We start from the raw sequence: 26,225 nt of genomic DNA, 5'->3' as shown, positions 1-26,225 counted from the left end.
AACCTCTCTATATATGGAAAGGTATTATGAAATCCATCGATACTTCGCAGTACGAACTCGACCTGAGAGATTACGGGATTATTCTCCTGAAGCGGAAGCGCCTCATCGTGATGACGACCCTGCTCATTGCCCTGTTGAGCTTTTTCTTCGCCGTGACGAAACCTGCAATCTATGAGGCTACTTCAAGCGTCAAGATTGAGCAGAGCCGTACCGTGGCCGGCCTTTTTCTTGAGACCTTGAGCTGGAACTCCTGGGATAACATCGCCAGTGAATCCGAGGTAATCAAGAGTACCCCGGTGGTGGCCCGGGCCTGCAAGGTTCTGGGCCTGATCCCGCAGGATCTGACCCTGAAGGAGATCCAGGCCTCGGATCGTTACCTTGGCGTATTGCGTAAGGTCCAAAGGCAGATCCGGACGGAACAGGAAGGGGATACGAACATTATCAACGTCATTGTCTCCTCTGATGATGCCGAACAATCGAAGCGGATTGCGAACGCCCTCGTTGAAGAATACCGGTCCTATCATGTCTATCGCCGGACCGATGAGGCCAGACGGACCCGTGAATTCATCCAGAATCAGCTATTGGATACTCGTCGTAAACTGAGGACGGCGGAAGGGTACCTGCGGGACTTCAAAGAGAAGAATAAAGTGGTCTCCCTTGATGGTGAGGTGCGGATGACCCTGGATAAGCTGGAGACGGTCGGGACACAACTGGAAACCGTAAAGCGTAAGACCGACGAAACGGAGAGGATGATCAAACGGCTGGAGAAGTTGTCCATCGCCACGCTGGGGGATATGCTTTCCGATCGTCCCTATATTGAAACCGGCAATAGCATCCTGGCCCAGTTGAACAGCAAACTCGTTGATCTGATTCTGAACCGGAACAATCTGCTCATCGATTACACGACGGAACATCCGCAGGTCAAGGCCCTGGACGAAAAGATCATGGATGTCAAGAGGGAAATGCTTCGGGAACTGCGCAATCAATACGAGGTCTATTCGCAGCGGGAAAAGCTCCTGAAAGAACAGGTGGCGGCCGTGCAGGAACGGAACAAGACACTGCCAGAGTACGAGATCGAATTGAGCCGGCTTCAGCGAAACGTGAAGGTAAACGAAGAACTCTATTCGTTGTTGCAGACCAAGCTCCAGGAGGCACAGATTCGGGAGAAGGAACACTCCGACGAGGTCACCGTGATCCGCTCGGCTGACCGGGGCGTCCGGATTAACGACAAGCTCTGGTCCACGACCTTCGTGGGGCTGATCATCGGGCTGATGATAGGACTCGTTCTGGCGCTGGTCCGGGAAACGCTTGATACTTCTATCGGGACCATTGAGGATGTGGAGCGGTATCTCCAGATCCCGGTTCTCGGGGTTATCCCGCACATTGATGTGAACGAGATCAAAGAGACCTTGCTCAAGAACAAAGACAAGGAAACCCGGTTGGAGGATCTTTTCGGGAGCCATGCCCACCTGATCACCCAGCTGAAACCCAAGTCTTCCGTAGCGGAGAGTTACCGGACCCTTCGGACGAATATCCAGTTTACCAACCTGAAGAAGAAGGGCCAGGTGATTCTTTTTACCAGTTCCTCCTTAAAAGAAGGGAAGAGTACCACCGTGGCCAATCTGGCGATTACCAAGGCCCAGGAGGGAAACAAGGTTTTGCTGGTGAACTGCGATCTCCGGAAGCCGTCCATCTTCAAGATCTTCGGTGTGACGAAAGATCCGGGGATGACCGACGTGATTCTCGGAAAGACCCCCTGGAGAGAGGCGGTCAAGGATATTTCAGATCTGATGATGGGAAAGATCCATATGGATGATATCATGCGAACTCCCGGTCTGGAGAACCTTCATATCCTGACCTGCGGCGGGATCCCTCCCAACCCGGCGGAACTTCTCAGTTCCAGGGGAATGACCGATTTCATGAAAGAGGCTCGCAAAGAGTATGATATCGTCCTGATGGACTGTCCGCCGATCCTGCCGGTCACCGATGCCGCGATTCTCGCGCCCCAGGTCGATGGAGTGGTCCTGGTTTATCAGGCAGGCCGGATCCCGAGAAATGCCCTGAAACGGGCCAAGACGCACCTGGAGAATGTCCGGGCCAATGTTTTAGGGATTGTTTTAAACGACATTACGGCCGAGATCAGCGGTTATTATCCACTCTCCCAGTATCAGACCAAATACTACGGAGAAGAAAGTAAAGCAAAAGACCGGAAGAAGGCGTGGCTGGAGAGCTTGGAGAAATCGCTGCAGCGTGCCAGGCTAAAGGTGATGAAAAGTCATGTGTCCCTGTTCCAGTTTTTCCTGTTGACGATTTCAGCTCTTTTGATTCTGATGGGGATGTTCTGGCAGCAGTCGTGAATGTTTATTCCGGATGATTGCATTCGAGGTATTGCGGCGGCTCTGCCGTTCCGACTACCGCAAGCCGGCCGCATCCCGCAGTCTCCTGCCCGTTCTCTTCCGAACTTTGAACCCTGAACCCTCAGAGTATCTGTTGCCATGATCCTGTCGAACCGGACAAAAGTCAATCTCTTCTACGTTATTCTTTTCCTGCTGGCCGTGGTAACGACTCAAACCCTCTCCCGGGTTGAAACGGCGACGGCTCTCAAGATGGCGGTCGGTTTTGCCATCGTTGTGATCTCGATTCTCAGGATCGAGGCGGCCCTCTATCTCTTGATTTTCTCCATGCTCCTTTCTCCGGAAATCAAGGTCGCCGGTAGCTCAGGTCATGAAGTGGTGCTTCGGGTGGAGGATATTCTCCTCGTGATTATCGGGCTCTCCTGGTTTGCCCGGACCGCGCTCTTCAAGGAGATGGGGCTGATCCGGAAGACCCCGATCAACCATGCCCTCTTTCTCTATGCCGCCATCTGTGCCTTCTCCACCCTCTTGGGCGTTTTTTTCGGACGGGTGCGCCCCTTGAGCGGGTTCTTCTATGTTCTGAAGTACCTCGAATACTTTGTCGTCTATTTCCTGGTCGTCAATTATGTCAGGGATGAAGCGCAGATGCGCCGGTTCGTTACAGCGATCCTCGTCACGGGTGTTCTTATTTCCATATACGGGATGATGCAGATCCCTTCGGGTGTTCGTGTGTCCGCCCCCTTCGAGGGAGCGAACGGAGAACCGAACACCCTCGGCGGATATCTTCTGCTGCTGATTTCCCTTTGCGGCGGGTTTTTTCTGACCGTCCGGACCCAGAAGAAAAAGGCCGTTTATCTCGGTCTGGCGGCACTCTTTACCATTCCTTTCATCTATACCCTTTCCCGAAGTTCCTGGATCGCCATGATTCCGATGGTGGGGACCTTCCTCTTTTTCAGCCGCCGGAGGACTGTGCTGATCTATTTTACGGTACTGGCAATTGCATTGACGCCGCTGCTTGCGCCGAAAAGTGCCAAGGAACGGTTTCATTATACCTTTGAAAGAAACCGGCGCTATTCGATTCAGGTCGAAGGGGTGACGCTGGATCCATCCACATCGGCCCGTGTCAAGAGCTGGAAACAATGTCTGAAAGATTTCGTCCATCATCCCCTTTTCGGCTATGGCATCACCGGATACGGTTTCATCGACGGTCAGTATTTCAGGACGTTGGTGGAACTCGGGCTCGTAGGGCTTGCTGCCCTCCTGTATCTCTTTCTCGTACTCTTCCGGGAGGTTCTGTCGGCCTATCGCAAGAGTCGGTCCGACTATTCCAAAGGGTTGGCGCTGGGGATGCTGGCCGGATGTTCGGCCATGTTTGTTCATGCGATCGGGGCCAATACGTTCATCATTGTCCGGATCATGGAGCCGTTCTGGTTTCTGGTGGGCTTGGTGATTCAGTTATCTTTTATTGAAAAAAATTCCACTGAAAACCGGGACAATTCCGTCGGAGGGACACAAAATGATCACGTTGGGAATTTGGGGATATTCAGCAGATAGCCCCGCCCAGGCACATGACAGCGGTGCGGCCCTGGTGAAAGATGGGAAAGTGGTTGCCGCGGTCTCAGAGGAAAGGTTGACGCGGAAAAAGTGTGAAGGTGCTTTCCCGGTACTCTCCATCAAAGAGGTTTTGCGGATCTCGAAGATCGCAGTGGAAAAGATCGATGTGATTGCGCTGGCCGGTTTGTCTCCGATTGCCCGATCCCGGAAGATGCTGCAATATGTCTATAAGACCTACCGGGAGACCGGCGTCCTCATGCCGAACCGCATACTCTACGCACTATTGACCGCAAAAAAGATCAAAAGAGTTGTGCCGGACTTCCTGAAGGGGATACGGATTTTCGAAGTTGATCATCACGAGGCGCATGCGTCGAGCGCCTATTATACCGGCCCCTGGGAGGATGCGACCGTCATTACCCTTGACGGGATTGGTGATTCATCTATCTGTGGTTCCGTGAGTGCGGGGCGTCAGGGGGGCCTGAAAAAGATTCGTGAATTCAACGGGTATTATTCCCCCGGGATTCTCTATACCTTTATTACAAAACATTTCGGGTTTAAGCCGTCCCGTCATGAAGGAAAAATCACGGGGCTGGCGGCTTATGGGGATGCCGGGACCTGTTATGAAAAGTTCAAGCGTATCAATCGATATGATGATCGGCGCCATGATTTTTTTTCCGAATACATTCCCCGCCTTTTCAAGGCAAGAGATTATGACCATTGGGAAATCCCCGTTGTAGACGATTTGCTCGATGAAGTGCAAAAAGCGGATGTCGCCGCGGCGCTTCAACAACTGACGGAAGATACGGTGACCCATATGGTTCGGGATGCCGTAGAAATGACCGGGATCCGAAATGTCGTGCTCTCCGGCGGTGTTTTCGGCAATGTCAAGGTGAACCAGAGAATCCGTGAGCTGGACTGTGTGGACGGGGTCTATGTCCAGCCGGCCATGTCGGACAGTGGACTCGCTCTCGGTGCTGCGATGAACGCCTGGGCCCGGGAGTCCCTGCGTCAAGGGGAAAGAGCTCTTCCCGTCTTCCAGCCGAATGTTTATTTCGGCCCGGAGTTCACCGATGAAGAGATCCGCAAGGCGCTTGAAAAACATCAACTTCGATATCGATATGAGGAACATCCTGAAAGGAGAACCGCGGAATTGCTGAAAGAGAAAAAAATTATCGGGCGTTTCTCCGGAAGAATGGAATTCGGCCCTCGTGCTCTCGGCAACCGTTCGATTCTTGCGGATCCGACGGATAAATCGATTAACGACTGGTTGAATGATAGACTGAAGCGAACGGAGTTCATGCCTTTTGCCCCGAGCATCCTGGAAGAGGATGCCGGAGAATATTATTCGGGATGGTCCTCTTCGGATGTGGCCGGAAGGTTCATGACCATGACCTATGATGTAAAAGACTCCAAGGTTGAAACGGCCCCCGCAGTTGCTCATATCGATCGTACGGCCCGTCCTCAGGTTGTCCGGCAGCAGGACAACCCGAAATATCATTCGTTGATTTCAGAATACAAAAGGATCACCGGACTGCCTCTTGTGATCAACACCAGCTTCAACATGCATGAGGAACCCATTGTCTGTTCCCCGGAAGACGCGATCCGATCCTATCTTGCCGGCAGCGTTGACGTTCTGGTGCTGGGAAACCATATTGTGGAGAGCCGGTCGTGATATGGGTACCTTAAGACGCGTTGCGAAAAATACCTCCTTTCTCTCCGCGGAAATCCTTCTGATCAATCTGCTTTCCTTTGTCCTCGTTATATACGTGGCTCGAAAACTCGGGGCCGTCGATTTTGGAAAATACGCCTTTGCGAAAGCGCTGCTGGAAATCCTGGTGGTCTGGGCGGATCTCGGTCTGACGAAATTGTTGATTCGTGATGTTGCCAGAGACCGGGAAGGACTCTCGTCCATTTTGACCGATTTCTTTGCGTTGAAACTGGTCTATACCGTGCTGACCTTGGGGGTCATCGTATTCATTACCCGGCTCCTCGGATATGGATCGGAAGTTCGTTGGATCGTTTACATCCTCGGAGCCGCCTACCTGATTCATTCCTTCAGCGGTCTCATGGTTTCCGTATTCCAGGGGTTTGAACGAATGGAATACGGTTCCATCCTCTCTGTCCTGCGTAGTGTACTGGTCCTCACCTTCGGGCTCATTGTTCTGATGAGCGGTTATGGGGTTGTGGGCCTCTGTTTTTCCGTACTGGCGGCCAATGTGATTCACTTCGTGTTGACCTTTTATATCCTGAGGGCCCGGTTTACAATCATCTTTTTCCGCTTCCATCTCAATCAATGGTGGAGAATTGTCCGGGAGGGCTGTTCGTTCGGAATGGGGAGTGTTTTCGTACGTATCTTTGCCCGCGTCGATTCCGTGATGCTCTCCAAGATGATCGGTATGGCCGTGGTCGGTTATTATAATGCGGCGTATAACATTGTTCTAGTCCTGATGTTTCTCCCCGGTGCGCTGAGCCAGGCCCTCTTCCCGATGACCGCGAGATATTTCGAGACGGACAGGAACAAAATGAAGAAAGTTTTTGAACGGTCCCTGAAGTACTCCGTTCTCATCGGGTTCCCCATGGCGACCGGACTGGCGGTGCTGGCGGAACCGATTATCGGTATGCTCTACGGGGCCGACTATGCGGCATCGGCATCGGCCCTGAAGATCCTGAGCTGGACCCTGGCCTTGTCTTTTGTGACGGCGATGTTCGGGAATCTCCTGAATTCCGCCAACCGGCAACTTTGCACAACCTATAATATGGTGATCTGTGCGGCGGTCAATGTTGTCATGAACCTGATCCTGATCCCCTTTTACGGGTTTATAGGAGCCAGTGTGGCAACCGTTTTGACGGAGGTGATTCTGGTGACGCTCACGTACAAGGCCGTGCGGCAGTACGTTTATGTGCCGAAGATTTCCTCCTTCATGCTCCGGGCGATCCTCGGGAGCAGTATGATGGGAATGGCCGTTTATGGTGTTCGTGAATACAGCCTGTTGTTGTCCATCCCTTTTGGAATCACGGTTTATGTCATTGTTCTCCTGTTTCTCCGAACCTTTGACCGGGAAGATTGGAACATCCTTCAGCAATTACTGCCGGCGAAAGTTTCGACCCCCGGTGTATGAGGAAAACGATGGATCGTTGCCCTGTATGTGGAAGTACGAAAATGGTTCCTATGGAAGAATACGAAAGGGATGACCGGATCTGCCGGAGTTGCGGCCAACGCTTCGGTCCGCACCGGTTACGATCGTTCACCGGCAAAAGGCCGGTGTGGGTGAAACTATCCGGGTGGATTCGAAGATTGCTCACTTATCCAATGTCCCACCGTTTTCGAAGACGCAATATTCATGTCGGCCGGGAGGTAACGATTGCCCGGGGGTTCCGCTTCTTGTGGGGGAACATGATCGTGGGGGATCACGTTGCCCTTCAGAACACCTTCTGTGATGACTCGGCGACGATCACCATCGGACCGCATTCTTTCTTCGGACACAACGTCCGGCTTCTCACACCCTATCATGATATGGAATGTCTCGATGCAGACAGGAGGCGTGTCGTTCGTTGTCGGCCGATTACGATCGGCAAAGGGGTATGGATTGCATCGAATGCGATGGTGCTGGCCGGGGTGACCATTGGTGACGGTGCGGTGGTCGGGGCGGGTGCCGTGGTGACAAAGGATGTCCCTTCGATGAGTTTTGTGGGCGGTAATCCGGCGAAGATCATCCGTCGGATCGGAGCAACCGGCACGGACGACCGGTCCCATGATTGGGTTCCTCAAGAGAATCAGGCGGAAGCTCAATGAAGATATTGCTTGTTGCGGTGCATTTCTACAGTTCCTTTGGATGGTCCACGGCACAAGCGCTGAAACGGTGCGGGCATGAGGTTCATGTTTTCGATTACCGAAAGGGGGTAAGACTCCGTGCGCCGGGTTTGCGATCACTCCTTGTGCGAAGGATGAACAGCCGTCTGCTGAACGTCGTGAAGGATCAGGCGCCGGATCTGATCTTTGTGCAAAAAGGGGAATTGATTTATCCGGAGACACTGCGTGCGGCGCGGAGCATTGCAGGGTGTTCATTGATCAACTGGTTCCCCGATCCACGGCCGATGGCTTATCCGTGCGTTGCGGGTGCCCTCGCGGTTTATGATTATTTCTTTACCAAGAACCCCTACTGGAATCGTACGCTCCGTAATGCAGGGTGGAACAATGTCTATTATCTGGCCCACGCCTATGATGTGGAGATCCAGAAGCGGCTTGCGTTATCGCCGGGGGAGAGGGAACGTTTTGGGGCTGATGTCGGTTTTATCGGGTCCATGTATCCCTTTCGAAAAACCTACTTCAGCGGACTTATCGACGTGGATCTGAAAATCTGGGGAGACGGATGGCGGACTCTTTCCGGGGAGGACCCGATGCGGCGACATTGTACGGGGCATGATGTCCGGGGGATGGATCATACCCGTGTCATTAACGCTTCACGAATCAACCTGAACCTTCATCATTACGATGACATTGAAGGGGTGAACCAGCGTTTTTTTGATATCGCCGGTTGCGGCGGATTTCAGATCGTGGATGAAAAGAAGGAAATTTCCAAATATCTGAAACCGGAAGACGAAGTCATCTGCTATCGGGATGCAAAGGATCTTCGGCAAAAGATACATTATTACCTGGAGCACCCTGACGATCGGGAAACCATCCGTGAGAGAGGTTTCCGGAAGATCCAGACCGGGAATACCTATGAAGACCGAATCAAGGAACTCTTTTCCATCGTTCGGATGTGACGAAAAGAAAAGGGACCTTCAAGGAAAAAGGATTTGAAATGCCGTTGCGAAGACAACAGAATCACCCTAAGCGGGTCCTGATGGTGACGGTTGATTTTCCGCCGATGTCGGGGGGGATGTCGGAGCACGCCCTCGGGATCGTTGCCGGGCTTACGGAACAAGGGGGCGAGGTCTATGTACTCGCTCCGAACGTACCCGGCATGGACCGGGATGTTCCGGATTTGCAAGGGAAAAGAGTCTACCGATACCCGTTGCGGGATTCTTTGATCGGCAATATTGTCGTGATCACCCTCTTTGCCGTGTACATCCTGGTTCGGCACGGAATCCGGATTGTCGTGAATAACACCTGGTCCCCTTGCGGGATCGTCTCCTTTCTGTTGTCTCATCTCCTGAGGGTTCGCTATTTTGTCTTTGCCCACGGACTGGATGTTCTTGAACCTCAGCGGAGCAAATTTTTCAAACGCTGGATGATTCGGGTCTTTCAGCGCGCCGACGGGATATTGCCGGTGAGCCGTTTTACCGCGGAGGCGATTCGGGGATTGGGGATATCGGGAGAGCGGATCACTGTCGTTCCCAACGGGATCCATCCGGAAAAATGGGCGGCGGATACGGACCCGTCCCGGCTGGCGGCTCAGCTTGGAATCCGTAACAAAACGGTTCTCCTGACGGTTTCCAGACTGGTCAAGCGGAAAGGGCATGATACGGTGATCGGTGCGGTAAAAAAACTCTCCCCGGAGTTCCCGGAACTGGTCTATCTCATCGTTGGAGAGGGACCGGAAAGAAGCCGATTGGAAACCCTGGTCAAAGATCTCCGGATCGAAGACCGGGTCATCTTTGCCGGGTTTGTAGAAGAACAATCTCTTCCCGCCTATTATTCCTTGTGCGATCTCTTTGTGCTGACCCCGGTGGAAATCGAGGAAGACGGGGACGTGGAGGGGTTCGGGATTGTCTATCTGGAAGCGAACGCCATGGGGAAAGCCGTCATCGGGTCTCGTTCCGGCGGGATTCAGGATGCCGTCGTACATGAGGAAACCGGCCTGCTCGTCACGCCGGATGATATCGAGTCGCTTTCGGGGGCCATACGGTTTCTTTTGAAGGAAAACACTTTCCGACGACAGTTGGGCCGGCAAGGCAGGGAGCGAGTCTATTCGGAGTATACCTGGAGCCGAATCGCATCACGCCTCAACCGGATCATTGCAGCCTGAATTTGTTGTTCCCGAAAGGTTGTACTATGGAGAAAATAATGGGGGATGTCCCTCCTGAAAAAAAGAAAATCCTTTTCGTGGAGCATACGGCTGAGATGGCGGGTGGGGGGCAACAGAGCCTCCTCGTGCTGTTGCAACGGATTGACCGCACGCGTTTCGCCCCGATGGTTGTTCTTCCGGAGCCCGGGAAGCTTGCCGGGCATTTGGACCGGCTGGCCGTTCCATACAGGATTATCCCCTTCGGCACGTTACGCGGGCTTGATATTCTGAAGGCGGCGGGGGTTGTCCGGCGCCTGGTCCGGGTCATGCGGGAAGAAGGCGTGGATATAGTCCATACGAACGCATCACGTTCGACCTTCTATGCAGGGCTTGCCGCCCGGTGTTCGGGGATTCCCCTCGTCTGGCACGTCCGGATCGCGTCCAGGGAGCCGGTCTACGACCGTTTTCTCTATGCCCTGGCGTCCCGCGTAATTGCCATATCCCGTGCCGTGGCGGGCCGGTTCCCCTGGGATCGAGGCCGGAAGGTCACGGTCGTCTATAACGGGCTCGACCCGAATCTCTATGAATCAGGCGGGCGGGCGGAGAAACGGGCTGATTCCGGGCTGCCGGGAAAGGTTGTCATAGGGCTGATCGGACGGATCGAGCCGGACAAGGGGGGAGACAAGCTGATCCGGGCGCTCAGGAAGGCACGTGAGGATGGTGCCGGTCTCCATCTTCTGATCGTGGGAGAGCGGACGCCCTATCGTAAGGATCTGGAAAGGCAGGCGGCCCGTCTGGGATTGTCCGGTACCGTGACCTTTGCCGGTTACCGGGAAGATATCCCCGGCGTCATGTCTTCCGTTGACATACTGGCCCTCCCCTCCCGGACGGAGGCCTTCGGCCGTGTCCTCATCGAGGCGATGGCCTGCGGAAAACCGGTCGTGGCCTTTGCCGTCGATGCGGTTCCTGAGATCGTGGAAGATGGCGTGACGGGACTGCTCGTCCCCTTCGGGGATGTCGATGCCCTGGCGGATGCGATGCGGAAACTTGCGGACGATCCTGCCTTGCGGTTACGTATGGGAGAGAAGGGCAGGGAGCGTGTCCGGGAATATTTCAGCCTCCGGGAACATGCACGCAGGGTCGAGTTGCTCTACGAGGAGATCCTGGCCTCATGATCTTTCATCGGATGCGGTCCCTCCTGAAGAAATCCCTGCTTTCCCTTCGCAGGGGCGGGCTTTTCCTGCTCGTTCTTTGCGGGGCGGGAAGACCAAAAAGGAAGTTCCCGGAATCTCCCGGACGGATCCTGGTTATTTCCCAGCAGCGGCTCGGGGACGCCGTTCTTTCCCTTCCCTGCGTTTCCGTCCTGCGGGGCCGTTTCCCCGGCGCCCGAATCCTTGTGCTTTGCCCTCCGGCCGTCAGAGAAATCTTCGATCTTTGTCCCGGGGTGGATGACGTCATGGTCGGTACCTGTCGGGGAGGATTGACCGGGATACGGAGACTTGTCCGGTCGCTCCGGGAAAACGAATTTGATCTTGTTATTGACCTGAACACCGACGGGTTGCTCTTCCCCGCGTTTCTTGCCGGACTGGCCGGATCGGGTTATTCCGTCGGCTACGGTCAGGACGGAAGGGGCGTCTTCTTCGATGAGGTTGTGCCGGGACCGGACGGTGAAAAACATACCGTCGATCGGCTCCTTGCGCTCCTCGTGCCGCTGGGGGTTGAAAATCCCTCCCGGGAAGTCCGGCTGGATCTGCCGGGTAACGCCACGGAGCCGTTCCGGCCGGGTCATCCGGTGGGCCGGAAAAATGAGGGAATTCCCCTCGTCGGGGTTCATCCCGGCGGCACCCACTGGACGCAACGCTGGCCGGTGGAGTATTTCGCTGAACTGTCGGATCTCCTGATTGAAAAAGGATCGGCACGGGTTGTCCTTTGCGGCGGACCGTCCGACTGGGAGATTCTCCGCCGGGTACAGGAACGGATGCGGATGAGGCCGGAGGTTGCGCCCCCCTTTCCGTCCCTGCGGGATTTCGCGGTCTTTCTCTCCCGGCTCGATCTTCTGATCTGTAACAACTCCGGGCCCCTCCATCTGGCCTGTGCCGTGGGGACAAAGACCTTTTCTTTCATGGGGCCGACGAAGGCGGTTCAATGGTGGCCGCAGGGCATGGAACACCATGTCTTTCGTATGAATGATCTTCCCTGTATCGGCTGTAACCGGGGCTGGTGCAGGGTGAAGACCCATGATTGTATGCGGGGGATTCTCCCGGATGAAGTTTTCAGGGCCTTCCGCAAAGCGTTCAGGCAGACCGCCGTTCCCGGTCCCGCCGCAGTGCATCCATTGTAAAGCGTAGACGGTCGGGCATCCGGTCGATGCAACTGAAGGCGAAGATCCGCTGGCGGAGGTAGTTCTCCTTTTCCACGGAGCGGAACATGGGAAAACGGCGGACATAGCCGTTCAGGACGGCTTTGCGGAGGGGGCCGATCTTCAGGATCGATTCCGGACGGATGGGAAGGTCCGTTTCATAAAAGTCCTCGTAGATCTTCAGGGTATAGAAGAGGAAGGTGGCGATCGACTGGGACTGTGCCCGTTCGATGAGAAGATCCCAGCGGATATCTTCCCGCCCGATCCACTCGTGGATGTCGCAGAGCCAGATCAGCCGCTTGAAGAGATAGTGCTTGAAGAAGTGCTGGGCCAGGTAGAGGAGCGTATCTTCGGCGGACATTGCAAGGCCGGTTCCCCCGGCATTCGGGACGGCCCGGCTCCAGATCCCGTCGATGTCGAGCCGGTAGCGGTTCTCTTCCCCCAGGTTCCAGTGGATCTCGAGAACGACGGGGGCCTTCGTCTCCTTGATGTAGTGGCTTTCGTAAGTGAAACCCTTACCCGGGTCCGGAGCGGACAGGGGACGGTACCGGTTCTTCCGCAGGACCTCGTCGACGGCGGGAAGATCCTCCCTGCGGACCAGGAGATCGATATCGAACATGGGACGGACGGCGATGGAAGGGTAGAGGTCCCGTGCCAGGGCTGCTCCCTTCAGGGGGATGACGGGGATCCCCTTGCCGGCCAGCTTTTCCAGGACGGTATCGCACTCATGAAAGAGATACAGGTTCCGGGCCAGGGTCTCCAGGTACTCCTCCCTGAGAAAGGGGATGAGTTCGGTGGCGATCGGTTCCTGCCCTTCCCACGGTTTCAGGTTCCAGTAAAAGAGAGGAGCGGCAAGGAGGGCGACGGAAGTCCGGCAAAAAGAATCCCAGTCCCGCCCTTTTTCAAGGAGTGTTCCGATGGCTTCCCTATCGAGTCCGGTGATCCGGTTCAGGAGGGTCATGAGCCGTCTCTCCGGTTCATGATTTTTCTTCTTGTTGGCCACGGTAAAATATCTCAAGTATTACTCCAATAAAACAACATAACTATATATAAATTATAAATTAAACAATACTTAAAATCAACCGTTATCTCAACCATAAAGGGGTCAAGTCTGCTCTTGACTTACCTTACGAAAAATTTTTCTGGATCAATGTGAGCCAAGAGCAGACTTGACCCCTTTGACCCCTTTTTCCCGTCAATGTTTTGGATAATAAAATATTGTCTAAATTTGCTGACTGTATTAAAATTAAATAGAAAGCTCTTTTTATCCTTCCCTGATTTTGTTTGGAAAAGAGGGAATTTTGTGCGGAATCGTTGGAATTGCGGGCAGGCCTGATCCATCCCTGCTGTCGGTGATGTGCCGGTCCATCTTTCATCGCGGCCCTGATGACGAAGGGGTCTTTTTGGATCGCTCCGTCTCCCTCGGAATGCGGCGCCTTGCGATTATCGACCTTGCCTCGGGACACCAGCCGATCTTCAATGAAGAGAAATCGGTCTGTGTGGTCTTCAACGGAGAGATCTACAACTACCGGGAGTTGCGGCGGGACCTTGTCCGGAGAGGCCATGAGTTCTCCACCTTTTCCGACACGGAGGTGATCGTTCATCTCTATGAAGATTACGGGGAGGACTGCCTTTCCCGTCTCCAGGGGATGTTCGCATTCGCCCTCTGGGACCGCAGGGCGGAACGTCTCCTGCTGGTCCGGGACCGCCTCGGAATCAAACCGCTGGTCTACGCCGAACAGGGGGACCGTCTCCTCTTTGCCTCAGAGATCCGGGCGCTCCTTGCCGCCGACCCATCGCTGAATACCCTGAGGACTGAGGCGGTCGATGCCTACCTGAGCCTTCTCTATGTCCCGGCGCCGATGAGTATCTTCCGTTCCGTCCAAAAGCTTCTTCCCGGCCATTGCCTGACCTGGCACCGGGGTGAGATCAACATCCGCCGTTACTGGACGCCCCCCATGCCTGAGGCCGGGGAGAAGGTTTCCTTCGCAGAGGCGAAGGAACAGGCCCTTGCCCTGCTGCGTGATGCCGTCCGGTCCCGTATGATCAGCGAGGTCCCCCTCGGTGCCTTCCTGAGCGGCGGGATGGATTCGGCCTGTATCGTCGCCTTCCTGTCGGAGTGCATGAGCGAGCCGGTGAAGACCTTCACCATCGGTTACGGAGAAGAAGATGCCTCCTATAATGAGCTGGCCGAGGCCCGGATCGTGGCGGACGCCTTCGGCACCGATCATCATGAATTTATCCTGGCTCCCGATGTGGTCTCCCTCCTTCCGGAAATCATCGAAGCCGTGGGGGAACCGTTCGCCGATTCCTCGGCCCTCCCGACCTTTCTCGTCTCCCGGGAGACCCGCCGTTTTGTGACGGTGGCTTTAAGCGGGATCGGTGGCGATGAGATTTTTCTCGGCTATCCCCGCTATTTAGGGGCGCGTCTTTCCCGCCTCTATGACCGTGTCCCGTCGTGGATTCGCAGGGGGGTGGTCCCGCCCCTCGCGGAGCGGATCCCCGAGAGTACCCGGAGCCGGAATATCGGCGGCTGGATCAAGCGTTTTGCCCGGGGGGGGCTTACCGATCCGGCGGAGCGTTATCTCGACTGGACGACCTTCGTGACTCCGCAGATGAAAGACTCCCTCTATACGGATGAATTCCGGGAACTGCTGCCGGTGGAGGGAGGGGAAGCCCGGCGGGCGGCCCGGCTGTGCCTGGGGGGAGGGGACTATGTCGGGAATGTTGTGCTGCACGATCTGACGACCTATCTCCCGTCGGACCTCCTTTTGATGGGAGATGCCATGAGCATGAATCATTCCCTGGAACTCCGGGTTCCCTTCTGCGACCACCGTCTCGTGGAGTTCATGTCGGCCCTCCCCACCTCGTTCAGGATGAGGGGGCTCCGTCTGAAGGGATTGATGAAGGAGATGATGAAAGGGGTCCTGCCGTCTGCGATCCTGAACAGGAAAAAACAGGGGTTCATGGTCCCGATCGGTTCCTGGTTCCGCCGGGACCTGGAGGGGTATGTGCGGGAGATGCTGCTGGCCCCGCGGTCGACGGCACGGGGGTTTTTCCGGCCCGCCTGTCTTGAGACGATGATCGCCGATCATTTCCAGGGGAAACGGGTCATGACGCACCAGATCTGGGCGCTTCTTTCCCTGGAAGTCTGGTGCCGTCTTTATCTTGACCGGGAACGAATCTCCCATCGTGAAGGTATTCTTACAGGAGCGGGTTGAGATGATCTCGAAAATATGGTCGGGCAAGGCCGGGAGAATTCTGGTGATCAAGGCGGCGGGAATCGGCGATCTGATCCTCGCCGTACCGGCTCTTCGTGCTCTCCGGGCACGCTTCCCGGAAGCGGTGATTGATCTTCTGGTGACACCGAAATGCGTTCCTCTTCTGGAGCGATGCCTTTATGTGGACCATGTTTTCGAGATCCCTACGGAAGGGATGCAGAACCGGATCGTCCTCTCCGAGATCAAGCCGTTGTTCCATCTTCTCCGTCAGCTCCGGAGCAGACAATACGATCTGGCGGTCAATCTCTATCATCTCTTTTCCCGCCGCGGTGCCTTCCGCTTCCGGCTGCTGTTGCAGGTGGTGGGGGCGAAATTTTCCGTTGGGAGGAACACCGACGGACGGGGAACCTTCTATGATGCCGCAATCGATGACTCCTGGGAGGACCCGGCCTTTGCCTCCCGTCATGAGGTTGACCTGAACCTTGATGTGGTCCGCCTCGTTGGGGCGGAAGATCCCGGAGAGGGGCTTGCGTTTCCGGTGAGTGATAAAGACCGTTCCCGTGTCGCCGGGGTTCTTCAGGCCGGGGAGGCGGGGAAAAGAGGAAGCCTTCGTATTGTCCTGAACCCCGGGGGCGATGCCGTCTATAAACGGTGGCCGGCGGAGTATTTCGCCTCCCTTGCCGATCGGCTGACGGAAAGGACCGGTGCGGAGATCCTGATCGTCGGTAGTGAGGCCGACCGTCCTGTTGTAGAACGGATTATCTCCGAGATGGACCATCGTCCCGTCGATCTGGCCGGAAAACTTTCCCTTCCCGAGCTGGCGGCGCTGTTCGAAACCTGTGACCTGGTGGTTACGAACGATACGGGCCCGATGCACCTGGCCGTGGCGGTCGGGATCCCCGTCGTGGCCCTCTTCGGACCGGGCAAGCCGGGTCGGTATGGTCCTTACGGGGGGGAGGGGTTTCATCATCTGCTTTATCATCCAGTGGTCTGCAGCCCTTGTACGAATTTTGATTGCCGGGACCGGGACTGCCTCTGGTCAATCCGTCCGGAGGAGGTCTTAAAGGTCGTGGAGGAAACTGTTGCCGCAGGGCCGAGGGCTGCCGCCGCAGGTGAGGGACCACTGGTTTCTCTGCGCGGGGCGGAGGCTGCCCTGCCGCACTCGAATGTCGTCGAATTTGCGGACAGGTCTGCCAGACATGGAGTGGCATGAATGAACCGGATCAAGGTCCTGCACGTCCATACCCTCCCGATCGTAAGCGGGTCGGGGATCAACACCTACCTGACGATGAAACGGACGCCCCGGGATCGTTTCGAGGTTTCTCTTGCCTGCGCCCCGGGGGGGATGCTTAATTACATTGTCCGGGGAAACGGCATGGCCGTTCACGAGGTGCGGAACATGGTGCAGCCGCTCCATCCGGTGAAGGACCTTCGGGCCCTCTTCGAACTGGTGCGGATTCTGCGCCGGGAAGAGATCACCGTCGTCCATACCCATAACTCCAAGGCGGGGTTCCTGGGCCGACTGGCCGGGAAGATTGCAAAGACCCCCGTAGTGATCCATACGGTCCACGGTTTTTCCTTCCACGACAATGAACCGTGGATCCGGCGGGTTCTTTTTAAAAGACTGGAACGGCGGGCCGCCCGATGGGCGGACCGGATGATCTATATCTCCCAGCCGATGATCGACTGGGCGGAACGGGAAGGAATCCTCCAGGAGGGGGCGTACTCGAAAATCTACAGCGGGATCGATCTGGAGGCCTTTCGTAAGTATGACCGGGCGGAACAGGGACGGCTCCGGAACGAACTCGGTCTCGGGATGACGGACCCGGTGATCGGTTTTGTTTCGAAGCTTTGGGAAGGCAAAGGACACACCGTCGCGCTGAAGGCGATAACCGGTGTGTTGAAGAAACATCCTGATGTAAAACTCCTCCTCGTGGGAGAGGGAGACCTGGAACCCTCCCTGCGTGAACGGGTCCGGGAATACGGGATCGAGGCATCGGTTATCTTCGCGGGATTCCGGACGAAGATTGCCGAGATCACGGCCCTCTGTGATTTCTGTATCCTTCCTTCCTTCTACGAAGGGATGGGCCGAGTCCTCCTCGAGGCCGGTGCCTCCGGGAAAGCCGTGGTGGCGACAACCGTCGGGGGGATCCCCGATGTCGTGGTTGACGGGAAAACAGGGATATTGATTCCTCCCGGGGAACCGTCTCTCCTTGCGGAGGCGATGCTCCGGCTTCTCAACGATCCGGGCCTGCGGCTTCGGATGGGGGAAAATGCCCGGCGGCGGATTGGCGAAAAGTTTGATGCCGGGACCATGGTCGATGAGATTGTTGCGGTGTACGATCTTTGCCTGAAGCAAAAAGGGATCGCCGTACCTGAATTATCTTTGAAGCGCTGCGATTTCGAGAAGGTGATCGCAAACCGGAAGACCGGATAACATTATGACCCCCTGGATCTTTTATCTCTTTCTTTTTACCGGAGCGTTGCTCTCATCTCTTGTTACGACCCCGGTGGCCGGACATCTTGCCCTGCGGCTCGGCTGTGTTGACCGGCCGGGCGGGAGAAAGATCCATGCCCGGAATATCCCCTACTTCGGGGGTGTGGCGATCTTTGCCGGGTTCATGGCGGTTTTTCTCGTTACGGCGATCAAATTTCCCGATCTCCTGAATATGAAAGAAAAGGCGGTCACGGGATTTCTCTGCGGGGGGACCCTGGTCCTGTTCACCGGGTTGGTCGACGATTTCCGTTCTCTTCGGCCCCGCTGGAAATTGGGGGGGCAGATCCTGGCCGGGATTTCTCTTGCCTGGGCCGGTGTCCGAATCGAATTTCTCACCAACCCCTTGGGCGGGAATTTTCATCTCGGCCCGGTCCCCGGGGGGATCGTCACCGTTCTTTGGGTTGTGGCCATGGTCAATGCCATGAACCTGATCGACGGGCTTGACGGCCTGGCCTCGGGGGTCGCCCTCATCGGATCCCTGACGCTTTTTGCCGTGGCAGGGCACCGGGGCGACCTGACCGGGATGGTGCTGACGGCCGTACTGGCCGGGAGTTGCCTCGGATTTCTCCGGTATAATTTTTTTCCGGCCCGGATCTTTTTAGGGGATGCCGGGAGCATGTTTTTAGGTTTTGTCCTCTCTGTCGTCGGGATTGAGGGATTGCAGAAGGGGGCGACCATGATGGCCCTCATGATCCCCCTCGCTGCGCTCGGGGTGCCCGTGCTCGACACCCTGATGGCCGTGATCCGTCGAAGCAAGGTCAAGAAGAATATCTTCTCCGCCGACGGGGAACATCTCCATCACCGCCTGGTTCGACTCGGTATCCGGGAGAAGAAAGTCGTCCTCCTGATCTATTTCTTCTGTATTCACCTCGGCCTGACCGCCTTCGTCCTCACCCTGATTCCCTCGGAATACACTCTGATGATGCTGGCGCTGATTGCCATGGGAATCCTCTTCGCACTCAAAACCCTTGGCTTTGTCGAAGAGAAACTGGCCGTACGTCTCCGCCGGTCGGAACAGGTGGCCATGGTTGACCGGGAGACCGGCCTGCCCAGTTTTCAATATATGAGCCGACGGGTCATCGACGAAATCCGGCGGTGCGACCGCTACGGTGATCACAGCTTTGCCCTCCTACTTTTTGATCTCAAAGGGTTGCAGAGCCGTCTTTCCGCCTTTTCCGACCCGGAGGAGAGGAGACGGTGTTTTCAAAGGATTGCACGATTCTTTGAAGAAAATGTCCGGGCCACCGATGTAGTCTCCTACATGGGGGGGGAGAGTTTTGTGGTAATGACCCCGGAGGAAGGGGAAGGGATGAGCTACCTGATCGAACGCTTGCAAACCATATTTGACAATACACTGGCGCAGGAGGGGACTCACCCTATGACCCTGAAGGTGCGGGTCGTCGAATATCCGGGGAACGGCGGGATCGTCCAGGACCTTTTGCGCGATGCCGTGGAGGTTGCATAAGATGGCGAAGAGAGATCCATCTTTTGTCAAAAAGTTTCTGAAAGAGAACGAGGACGTCCCATGAGGACTGTCATACGGTCTACCGCCTTTCTTGCAGGGTTGATCCTTTGGGGCCTTGTCTGTTGCATCCCGGGAGAGGCCGGCGGGTGGATCTCCCTCACCGGCGTGGTTCATGTCCATACCTCGGAATTCAGCAGCGGTGCGCACACTCTTGACCAACTGGTGAAACTTGCCCGGGAGCGGCAGGTCGATGTCATCGTTCTGAGCGACCATGACCGGATTGCGATGAGTTACGGTCTGCCGCCATTTCCCCATCTCTTCTCTTTCACCCGTTCCCGCAGGTCCGTTCTGAAGGAAGGGATCCGGAAATACCTGGCCCGTGTCGATGCCGTCGATGCGGCCCATCCGGAGATCATCCTCGTGCCGGGCCTGGAGTCGGCTCCCTTCTATTACTGGACCGGGGCCCTCCGTAGCGGGGAACTGGTTACCCACGACTGGCGCAAACATATCCACGTGATCGGTCTGACCGATCCCCGGGTGATCGACAACCTTCCGATCCTGGACAACGGCTTCTCCACGGAGAATGTCCGTGCCCTGTTGCCCCGCTTCCTTGTCTACCTTGGGCTCCTGCTGGCCGGTGTGGTACTGATCTCCTGGAAGGGGATCTTCCGCACCGCCGGCAAAGTGCTGCTGATCATCGGTATTCTCGGCGGTCTGGACGCGCAGCCTTTCCGGAGTTCCCCCTTCGACCCCTATCACGGCGACCAGGGGGTTGCACCCTATCAACGGTTGATTGACTATGTCCGTGAACATGGCGGGATGACCTTCTGGGCCCATCCCGAGGCCCATTACGGGGACCGGGAGGCTGTCTTCCGGAAAGAGATCGCCGGGATCTCCCTGCCGACCGTGCGGATGCATACCGGGCCGCATCCATCGGACCTTGTGCGGACCTACGGCTACACCGGATTTGAAGCCCTCTACGGAGATACCATCCATGCGACGGATCCGGGGAAGGAATGGGACCGTACACTTCTGCAGTATTGCGCGGGAAAACGCAAGAACCCCCCCTGGGGGATCTGCGGTCTCGATTTTCACCGGCAGGGGCAGAATTCATGGTCGGACTTCCGGCGTGGACAGACCATCTTCCTGGTGAAAGAGAAGAGCCGCAACGCAGTGCTTGACGCCATGCGCAGGGGGCGGATGTATGCCGTTTATCAGGGGGATTCAAATCGGTTCCGGCTGGACGATTTCTCCATCACGACCGAAGACGGATTGAGCTGGTCGTATGCCGGTGAGACCGTGAAGAGCGCGGGAAAGCCGCTGAAGGTTCATCTCTCGGTCTATCTCGAAGGAAAGGAAAAGCTCTTCTGTGAGGCCGACCTCATCGATTCCGGTCGGCTCGTCAAGACTCTCAGCGGCAGACTTCCCCTTGACGAGGAGTATGAATTTATCCCTTTGCGGGTCAAGGGGTACATCCGTGTGGAGATTCGTGCGCCGAAACACCGCATTATCTCCAATCCGATCTTCTACAAACGTACCGCACCTGCGAGACCATTCTGATCGTATCCATTATTGAGTATTCTGGGAAATATCTCCATTCTCTCAATCGAAGCGACCAACGTCGTTTTCTCAGTATCCTCTCTCCAGGGAAAGAGAATGTGAGAGGGGGAGGAAGTCGTTGAAAATTGGGGGAAGTCCAGAACGGATTCCTCTTGACGGACTGTATGCCTCTCTGTAATATCTAATCCTGCCATTCAAGGGAATAGACTGATTGTCGACGTTTAAGGGATGTGCCGATCCAGTGAATATCCGACTGAATTTTTTGCTTTTAGTGCGACCTTATCAACATATCAAGAATCTCTTTGTCTTTGCACCTCTTTTCTTCGCCGGCAGGGTGGGGAATGTCCAGCTTGTGTGGAACGCATTCATTGCCTTTGCCGCCTTTTCGCTCACGGCCGGTGCTGTATATATATTTAACGATTATCACGACATGGAGAAGGACCGTCATCATCCGGAAAAGAGGAACCGACCCCTTGCCTCGGGTGCCGCATCCGCCACGCAGGCGTTTTTTCTGATGGCTATGTTGGCTGCCGCGGGGGGTGGGTTGATCAGCATCCTTGGAGCAGTTGCATTTTTCATTCTTGCTGCTTATGCTGCCATGAATATCGCCTATACCCTCTATCTAAAACATGTTGCAATACTCGATGTTATTACCATTGCTATCGGGTTCGTCCTCCGTCTCTTCATCGGGTCGGCGGCGACCGGGATCCCCCTTTCAATATGGATTGTTGTCATGACCTTCCTCCTTGCGCTGTTCCTGGCATTGGCAAAAAGGAGAGACGATGTGTTGATCTATCTGGACACGGGAGAGAAGATGCGGAAGATTATCGACGGCTACAATATCCATTTTCTCAATACAGCGATGGGGATCATGGCGTCCGTGGTGATCGTGGCATACACGATCTACACAACATCGGAGGATATTGTTGAAAAATTCCACAGTCACTATCTCTACATCACCGTTATTTTCGTCATCCTGGGGATTCTCCGTTATCTCCAGATTACGCTGGTCATGGAGGATAGCAGTTCTCCCACCAGGATTATAATGAAGGATCGTTTCATCCAGTGGACTTTGGCCGGATGGATTGTCTGTTTTGCATGGATCCTCTATCTGTAAACTTGCCGGATGATGACGAATTGGTCTACGGCGGCTTCGAACCGAATAATGAGGATAGCAGCTTATGCTCTGTACGAGCTGGGGGATGTATCCTGAAATAGAGTGTCGGCGTCTCCTGTTCGAGCGGGAGAGCGATCTCGTGGATATTATGCATTCAAACGATGAGATGATCCCGCGGGGGAACGGAAGAAGTTATGGAGACAGTGCCCTCGGGAGGAGTCTGATTGAGGTTGTGCCGCACGACTGTTTTCTCGGCTTTGATCGTGAGCAAGGGATTCTCCACATTCAGGCGGGAGCGCTTCTCTCCGGGATACTTGAGGTTTTTGTGCCTCGGGGGTGGTTCCTCTCGGTCACTCCCGGCACCAAGCTGATCACGGTGGGGGGTGCCATTGCGAGCGATGTGCACGGCAAAAACCACCATGTGGCGGGCTGTTTCAGTAGTTGCGTGGTGGAATTCCGGATGATGACGCCGGACGGAGAGGTCCTTACCTGTTCCAGCGGCATGAATTCCGAACTCTTCCACGCGACCTGCGGAGGCATGGGTTTGACCGGCGTCATACTCGACGCGAAGATCCGCATGAAAAGAATCCATTCTGTACATGTGGAACAGACCACCATTAAGACAAAAGACCTGAGCGAGACCTTTGAGGCCTTCAAGGAATATCGGGAGGTGCCTTACTCTGTTGCATGGATCGATTGCCTGGCGAGTGGGCCGGAGCTTGGGCGTGCATTACTGATGACCGGAGATTTCGCCGATGACGGAGATTTGTGTTACCGGCCGTCCCGCAGACCAGGCGTCCCGTTCAATCTTCCGTCATGTATGTTGAATAGCCGGACTGTCCGGGCATTCAACGGGTTATATTACGGAAGGATACGCCGACGGATATCACGCAGCAGGGTCGATCTGGACACATTTTTCTATCCCCTCGACGCAGTAGATCACTGGAATCGGATCTATGGGAGAAACGGCTTCACGCAGTACCAGTTTATACTCCCGATGGAGATGAGTTACAAAGGCCTGTCACAGATTCTTGATACCATATCCGCTTCCGGCAAAGGGTCGTTCCTGGCGGTCCTGAAACTTTACGGACCGGCAAACGACAACTATCTATCCTTTCCCCTTGAAGGGTACAGCCTTGCGCTCGATTTTAAGATCGAGCCGGGACTCTTTTCGCTTCTGGACAGGCTTGACGAACTCGTCCTCGATCACGGGGGGCGGATCTATCTGGCAAAGGATGTACGCGTAAGGAGGAATACGTTCGAAAAGGGGTATCCGATGATAGACAGGTTCAGGCGATTCCGGAAGGAGAACGGAATGGACCGTACGTTTCGGTCGCTCCAGTCTGAAAGGGTGGGAATATGAGTATTCTGCTGATCATCGGGGCCAAGAGCGATATTGCAAGAGCGGTTGCGCTCGAGTATGCCCGGCACGGCTGGGACCTGATCCTTGCTGCGCGGGATGCCGGGGAGACACTTGCTCCCTTGGTGGCGGACATTGGTGTGAGGACCGGACGCAGGGCCGAGGCGAGGGAACTTGACATACTCGACTTTGATTCACACGAGGCATTTTACGAGGGGCTGGGAGAGAAACCGCTCGGGGTGGTTTCGGCCGTGGGGTTCCTGGGAGACCAGGAAAGAGCCGAGCACGATCCGGTCGAAGCGCGTCGGATTATCAATACGAATTACACCGGTGTGGCCGGTCTCCTCGATATCGTTGCCGGTGATCTCGAAAGGCGAAGAGAGGGGTTTATCATCGGGATCAGCTCGGTCGCCGGTGACCGGGGGAGGGGGAGCAACTACATATACGGATCGGCAAAGGCAGGGCTCACCGCCTATCTATCAGGGCTCAGGAACAGACTATACGGCGCAGGGGTGCATGTCATGACGGTGAAGCCTGGATTCGTCAGGACCAGGATGACCGCAGGCATGAACCTGCCTTCCCTGCTGACATCCACTCCGGAGGCTGTGGCACGGTCGATATACCGGGGGCAGCAGAGGAGACGGAACGTGATTTATACACACTGGATATGGCGCTACATCATGATGCTTGTAGAAGCGGCGCCGGAGTCGCTATTCAAACGGAGCGGAAGGGGTGGGTGACGACGATGAAACCGTCACGGGTTATCGCCGGGTTCATTCTGATATTGCTGGAAGTACTCGTCCTCTATAGGGGAAACCTGCGTGCCGGGTTTCTCTGGGATGATACCAGCCTGATCCTGAAGGACCCGAAGGTGCATGAGAACCGGTCTATCCCGCAGATATTTTCCAGCCCCTTCGGTCCGATCGGGCAAGGAAGGCAGTCCGCCTACTACCGTCCCGTTACATCGATAACCTATCTGATGAACTATGATCTTTCGGGGCGAGCCCCTTTCTCCTATCACCTGTTCAATATCGTCATGCACGGTCTGGTCTCGTTCGAGGTCTTTATCCTCATATGGTTCCTGCTGGACGCTTATTGGATTGCCATGGTCTCGGCCCTCCTGTTCGCCGCCCATCCGGCCCGTGCTCCGTCGGTCGCATGGATCGCCGGGCGGACCGACATACTCTGTTCATTCTTTCTTCTGCCGGCGCTGATCTTTTACATCCGGCGGAAAAGGGGATGTAGCCCAGCCGTCTCGCTCGTGCTTTCATGTATCGCCTTCCTCCTTGCGCTCGGTTCGAAGGAATTGGCGTTTGTCTTCCCCGCAACCATCCTCCTCGTCGACCTGCACGAGTCGCGTGGAAAGAACCGGGATCTTCGAGCGGTGATTGGATGGAGAGATTTCAGCATCTATACGCTCATTCTTGCAGCTTTCGTCGTCGTACATCGCGTCGTGATCGGCAGGGTGGGGGCCGGCCTCGGGTCGATCAGGGTTGCCGACTGGCTGGTGAATGTTCCGGTTAACCTGGCGCAGTATCTCCGCATATCCCTTCTGCCTGTTCACCTGAGCGGATTCTATTTCCTCAAAGGGGTATCTTTCTCCGGCTCCGTGGTGATTGACGTTGCATTCCTGTTCCTGCTCTTTTTTCTTCGCAAAGAGCGGACGGTCCTTTTCGGGGGGCTGTGGTTCATCATCTTTCTCCTGCCGGTCCTCGGATTCATGCCGATCAACAGCCTGTACGCATCAGCGGACCACATGAGTTATCTTCCATCCGTCGGGCTCTTCATTGTCGGCGCCTCCATTGCGCGCTCTACGTTAAAGAATGCCTCCGCTGTCTCGCCGGGCATGTTGGCCGCCGTTGCCGTGTCAGGGGTGCTGGTATTGTATGCGGCAGGCACGATGCAGCGGATACCGAATTTCGATAATGAGGTTTCGTTCTTCGGTACGCTTTCCAGGGCATATCCCGAAGATGGCTATTTCTACGGTATGCTGGGACAGGCCCTGATTGACCGGAACGACTTGACCGGAGCGGAGAAGAGCCTGAAAAAGGGAGTATCGATCGATCCGGGCAACTGGCGACTCTGGTTCGACATGAGCGAACTGGCCCTGAAGAAAAATGATTACAGAAAGGCCGGGGAATATCTGAAGAGGGCGTCACGACTTGACGGAGCCGAGAGTCCCGTTTTCAACAATCTCGGGAATCTCTATTTTATATCGAAGGACTACTCTGCAGCCGAGGATGCCTACAGAAAGGCGTTGAAGCGCAACCCCTACTATTACGATGCCATGTACAACCTGGCGAGGGCCTATCTGCTGACAGGAAACCCGGCTGGCGCCGCCAAGGTCTCCGAACGGTTTATTCGTTTGGCGCCCGAGGGCTACCGGGCGCAGAAAAATGATCTGCGTACACGGTTTGGACTGTCGAAAGGTCCTCCCGGATAGCAAGACACAGGTGTCCAATGCTGTTCTGGATGATCCAACGTAATCGGCCTGACCGATCTCCAGGTGATCGACAACCTTTTTCATCGGCAGGGGCAGGATTCATGGTCGGACTTCTATCAGGGGGATTTAAATCGATTCCGGTCGGCTCGTCAAGACCCTCCGGGGCAGACCGCCCCTTGACACTGAGCATGAATCTGTCCCATTACGATTTTCCTGCTCCTGAAACCTTTTTTATGATAAGATATCGGTTCATTACTGCAGGTCGTAAGGGAGAGAAGAAAGGGAGATGGTATCTTCGCGGGATAGGGACAAGGGGCAGGGGAGTTTTCCTCTGTTGTGGGGAG

At 55.5% G+C, this 26,225-nt stretch carries 19 protein-coding genes; 18 read left to right on the top strand and 1 reads right to left on the bottom strand.

Annotated elements, in window-relative coordinates:
* The first annotated feature begins 26 nt into the window (after positions 1–26).
* The 9 genes from GXP58_08140 (at position 27) to GXP58_08100 (ending at position 12,200) form a co-directional block, all read left to right on the top strand.
* On the top strand, positions 27–2,357 hold the full coding sequence (locus GXP58_08140) for a polysaccharide biosynthesis tyrosine autokinase (protein ID NOY53575.1): 2,331 nt from the start codon (positions 27–29) through the stop codon (positions 2,355–2,357).
* Positions 2,358–2,495: 138 nt separating this feature from the next.
* A complete protein-coding gene (locus tag GXP58_08135; GenBank protein NOY53574.1) occupies positions 2,496–3,908 on the top strand; it encodes an O-antigen ligase family protein in 1,413 nt (470 codons plus the stop codon).
* Complete coding sequence (locus tag GXP58_08130) at positions 3,871–5,580, top strand: carbamoyl transferase (protein ID NOY53573.1); 1,710 nt, start codon at positions 3,871–3,873, stop codon at positions 5,578–5,580. Before GXP58_08135 ends, GXP58_08130 begins: the two co-directional genes overlap by 38 nt.
* Position 5,581: 1 nt before the next feature.
* Positions 5,582–7,027 (top strand): flippase, encoded by a 1,446-nt coding sequence (locus GXP58_08125; protein NOY53572.1) that lies wholly within the window; start codon positions 5,582–5,584, stop codon positions 7,025–7,027.
* A gap of 50 nt (positions 7,028–7,077) precedes the next feature.
* Positions 7,078–7,701, top strand: a complete 624-nt coding sequence (locus GXP58_08120; protein NOY53571.1) for a hypothetical protein — start codon at positions 7,078–7,080, stop codon at positions 7,699–7,701.
* A complete protein-coding gene (locus GXP58_08115; GenBank protein NOY53570.1) occupies positions 7,698–8,675 on the top strand; it encodes a glycosyltransferase in 978 nt (325 codons plus the stop codon). The genes GXP58_08120 and GXP58_08115 overlap by 4 nt, the downstream gene beginning before the upstream one ends.
* A 38-nt stretch (positions 8,676–8,713) precedes the next feature.
* Positions 8,714–9,880, top strand: a complete 1,167-nt coding sequence (locus tag GXP58_08110) for a glycosyltransferase family 4 protein (protein NOY53569.1) — start codon at positions 8,714–8,716, stop codon at positions 9,878–9,880.
* A gap of 26 nt (positions 9,881–9,906) precedes the next feature.
* Positions 9,907–11,034: a glycosyltransferase family 4 protein gene (locus GXP58_08105; GenBank protein ID NOY53568.1), complete on the top strand. Its 1,128-nt coding sequence runs from the start codon at positions 9,907–9,909 to the stop codon at positions 11,032–11,034.
* Complete coding sequence (locus GXP58_08100) at positions 11,031–12,200, top strand: glycosyltransferase family 9 protein (GenBank protein ID NOY53567.1); 1,170 nt, start codon at positions 11,031–11,033, stop codon at positions 12,198–12,200. Before GXP58_08105 ends, GXP58_08100 begins: the two co-directional genes overlap by 4 nt.
* Here GXP58_08100 and GXP58_08095 read toward each other — a convergent pair.
* Positions 12,154–13,236 carry a nucleotidyltransferase family protein gene (locus GXP58_08095; GenBank protein NOY53566.1) on the bottom strand — a complete coding sequence of 361 codons (1,083 nt, stop codon included), beginning with the start codon at positions 13,234–13,236 and terminating at the stop codon, positions 12,154–12,156. The genes GXP58_08100 and GXP58_08095 overlap by 47 nt on opposite strands.
* A gap of 283 nt (positions 13,237–13,519) precedes the next feature.
* On the opposite strand from GXP58_08095, the gene asnB reads away from it, so the two are divergent.
* The 9 genes from asnB to GXP58_08050 all read left to right on the top strand — a co-directional run bounded on the left by asnB (position 13,520) and on the right by GXP58_08050 (position 25,881).
* Positions 13,520–15,439 carry an asparagine synthase (glutamine-hydrolyzing) gene (asnB, locus tag GXP58_08090; GenBank protein NOY53565.1) on the top strand — a complete coding sequence of 640 codons (1,920 nt, stop codon included), beginning with the start codon at positions 13,520–13,522 and terminating at the stop codon, positions 15,437–15,439.
* Position 15,440: 1 nt separating this feature from the next.
* A complete protein-coding gene (locus GXP58_08085) occupies positions 15,441–16,652 on the top strand; it encodes a glycosyltransferase family 9 protein (GenBank protein ID NOY53564.1) in 1,212 nt (403 codons plus the stop codon).
* The gene (locus GXP58_08080; protein NOY53563.1) at positions 16,653–17,876 is read left to right on the top strand and encodes a glycosyltransferase family 4 protein; all 1,224 of its coding nucleotides are present in this window, start codon (positions 16,653–16,655) and stop codon (positions 17,874–17,876) included.
* 4 nt (positions 17,877–17,880) lie between these two features.
* On the top strand, positions 17,881–19,401 hold the full coding sequence (locus GXP58_08075) for a diguanylate cyclase (GenBank protein ID NOY53562.1): 1,521 nt from the start codon (positions 17,881–17,883) through the stop codon (positions 19,399–19,401).
* Positions 19,402–19,461: 60 nt separating this feature from the next.
* Positions 19,462–20,961 (top strand): hypothetical protein, encoded by a 1,500-nt coding sequence (locus GXP58_08070; protein NOY53561.1) that lies wholly within the window; start codon positions 19,462–19,464, stop codon positions 20,959–20,961.
* 241 nt (positions 20,962–21,202) lie between these two features.
* Entirely contained in the window at positions 21,203–22,078 is an 876-nt protein-coding gene (locus tag GXP58_08065) for a UbiA prenyltransferase family protein (protein ID NOY53560.1), read from the top strand.
* Positions 22,079–22,142: 64 nt separating this feature from the next.
* A complete protein-coding gene (locus GXP58_08060; protein ID NOY53559.1) occupies positions 22,143–23,441 on the top strand; it encodes an FAD-binding oxidoreductase in 1,299 nt (432 codons plus the stop codon).
* On the top strand, positions 23,438–24,178 hold the full coding sequence (locus GXP58_08055) for an SDR family oxidoreductase (protein NOY53558.1): 741 nt from the start codon (positions 23,438–23,440) through the stop codon (positions 24,176–24,178). Before GXP58_08060 ends, GXP58_08055 begins: the two co-directional genes overlap by 4 nt.
* A complete protein-coding gene (locus GXP58_08050) occupies positions 24,106–25,881 on the top strand; it encodes a tetratricopeptide repeat protein (GenBank protein NOY53557.1) in 1,776 nt (591 codons plus the stop codon). The genes GXP58_08055 and GXP58_08050 overlap by 73 nt, the downstream gene beginning before the upstream one ends.
* Positions 25,882–26,225: the final 344 nt, after the last annotated feature.

The organism is Deltaproteobacteria bacterium (assembly GCA_013151235.1).
Classification (GTDB): domain Bacteria; phylum CG2-30-53-67; class CG2-30-53-67; order CG2-30-53-67; family CG2-30-53-67; genus JAADIO01.
Note: the sequence above shows the minus strand (reverse complement) of the source record. Positions and strands in the feature narration are given on the sequence as shown.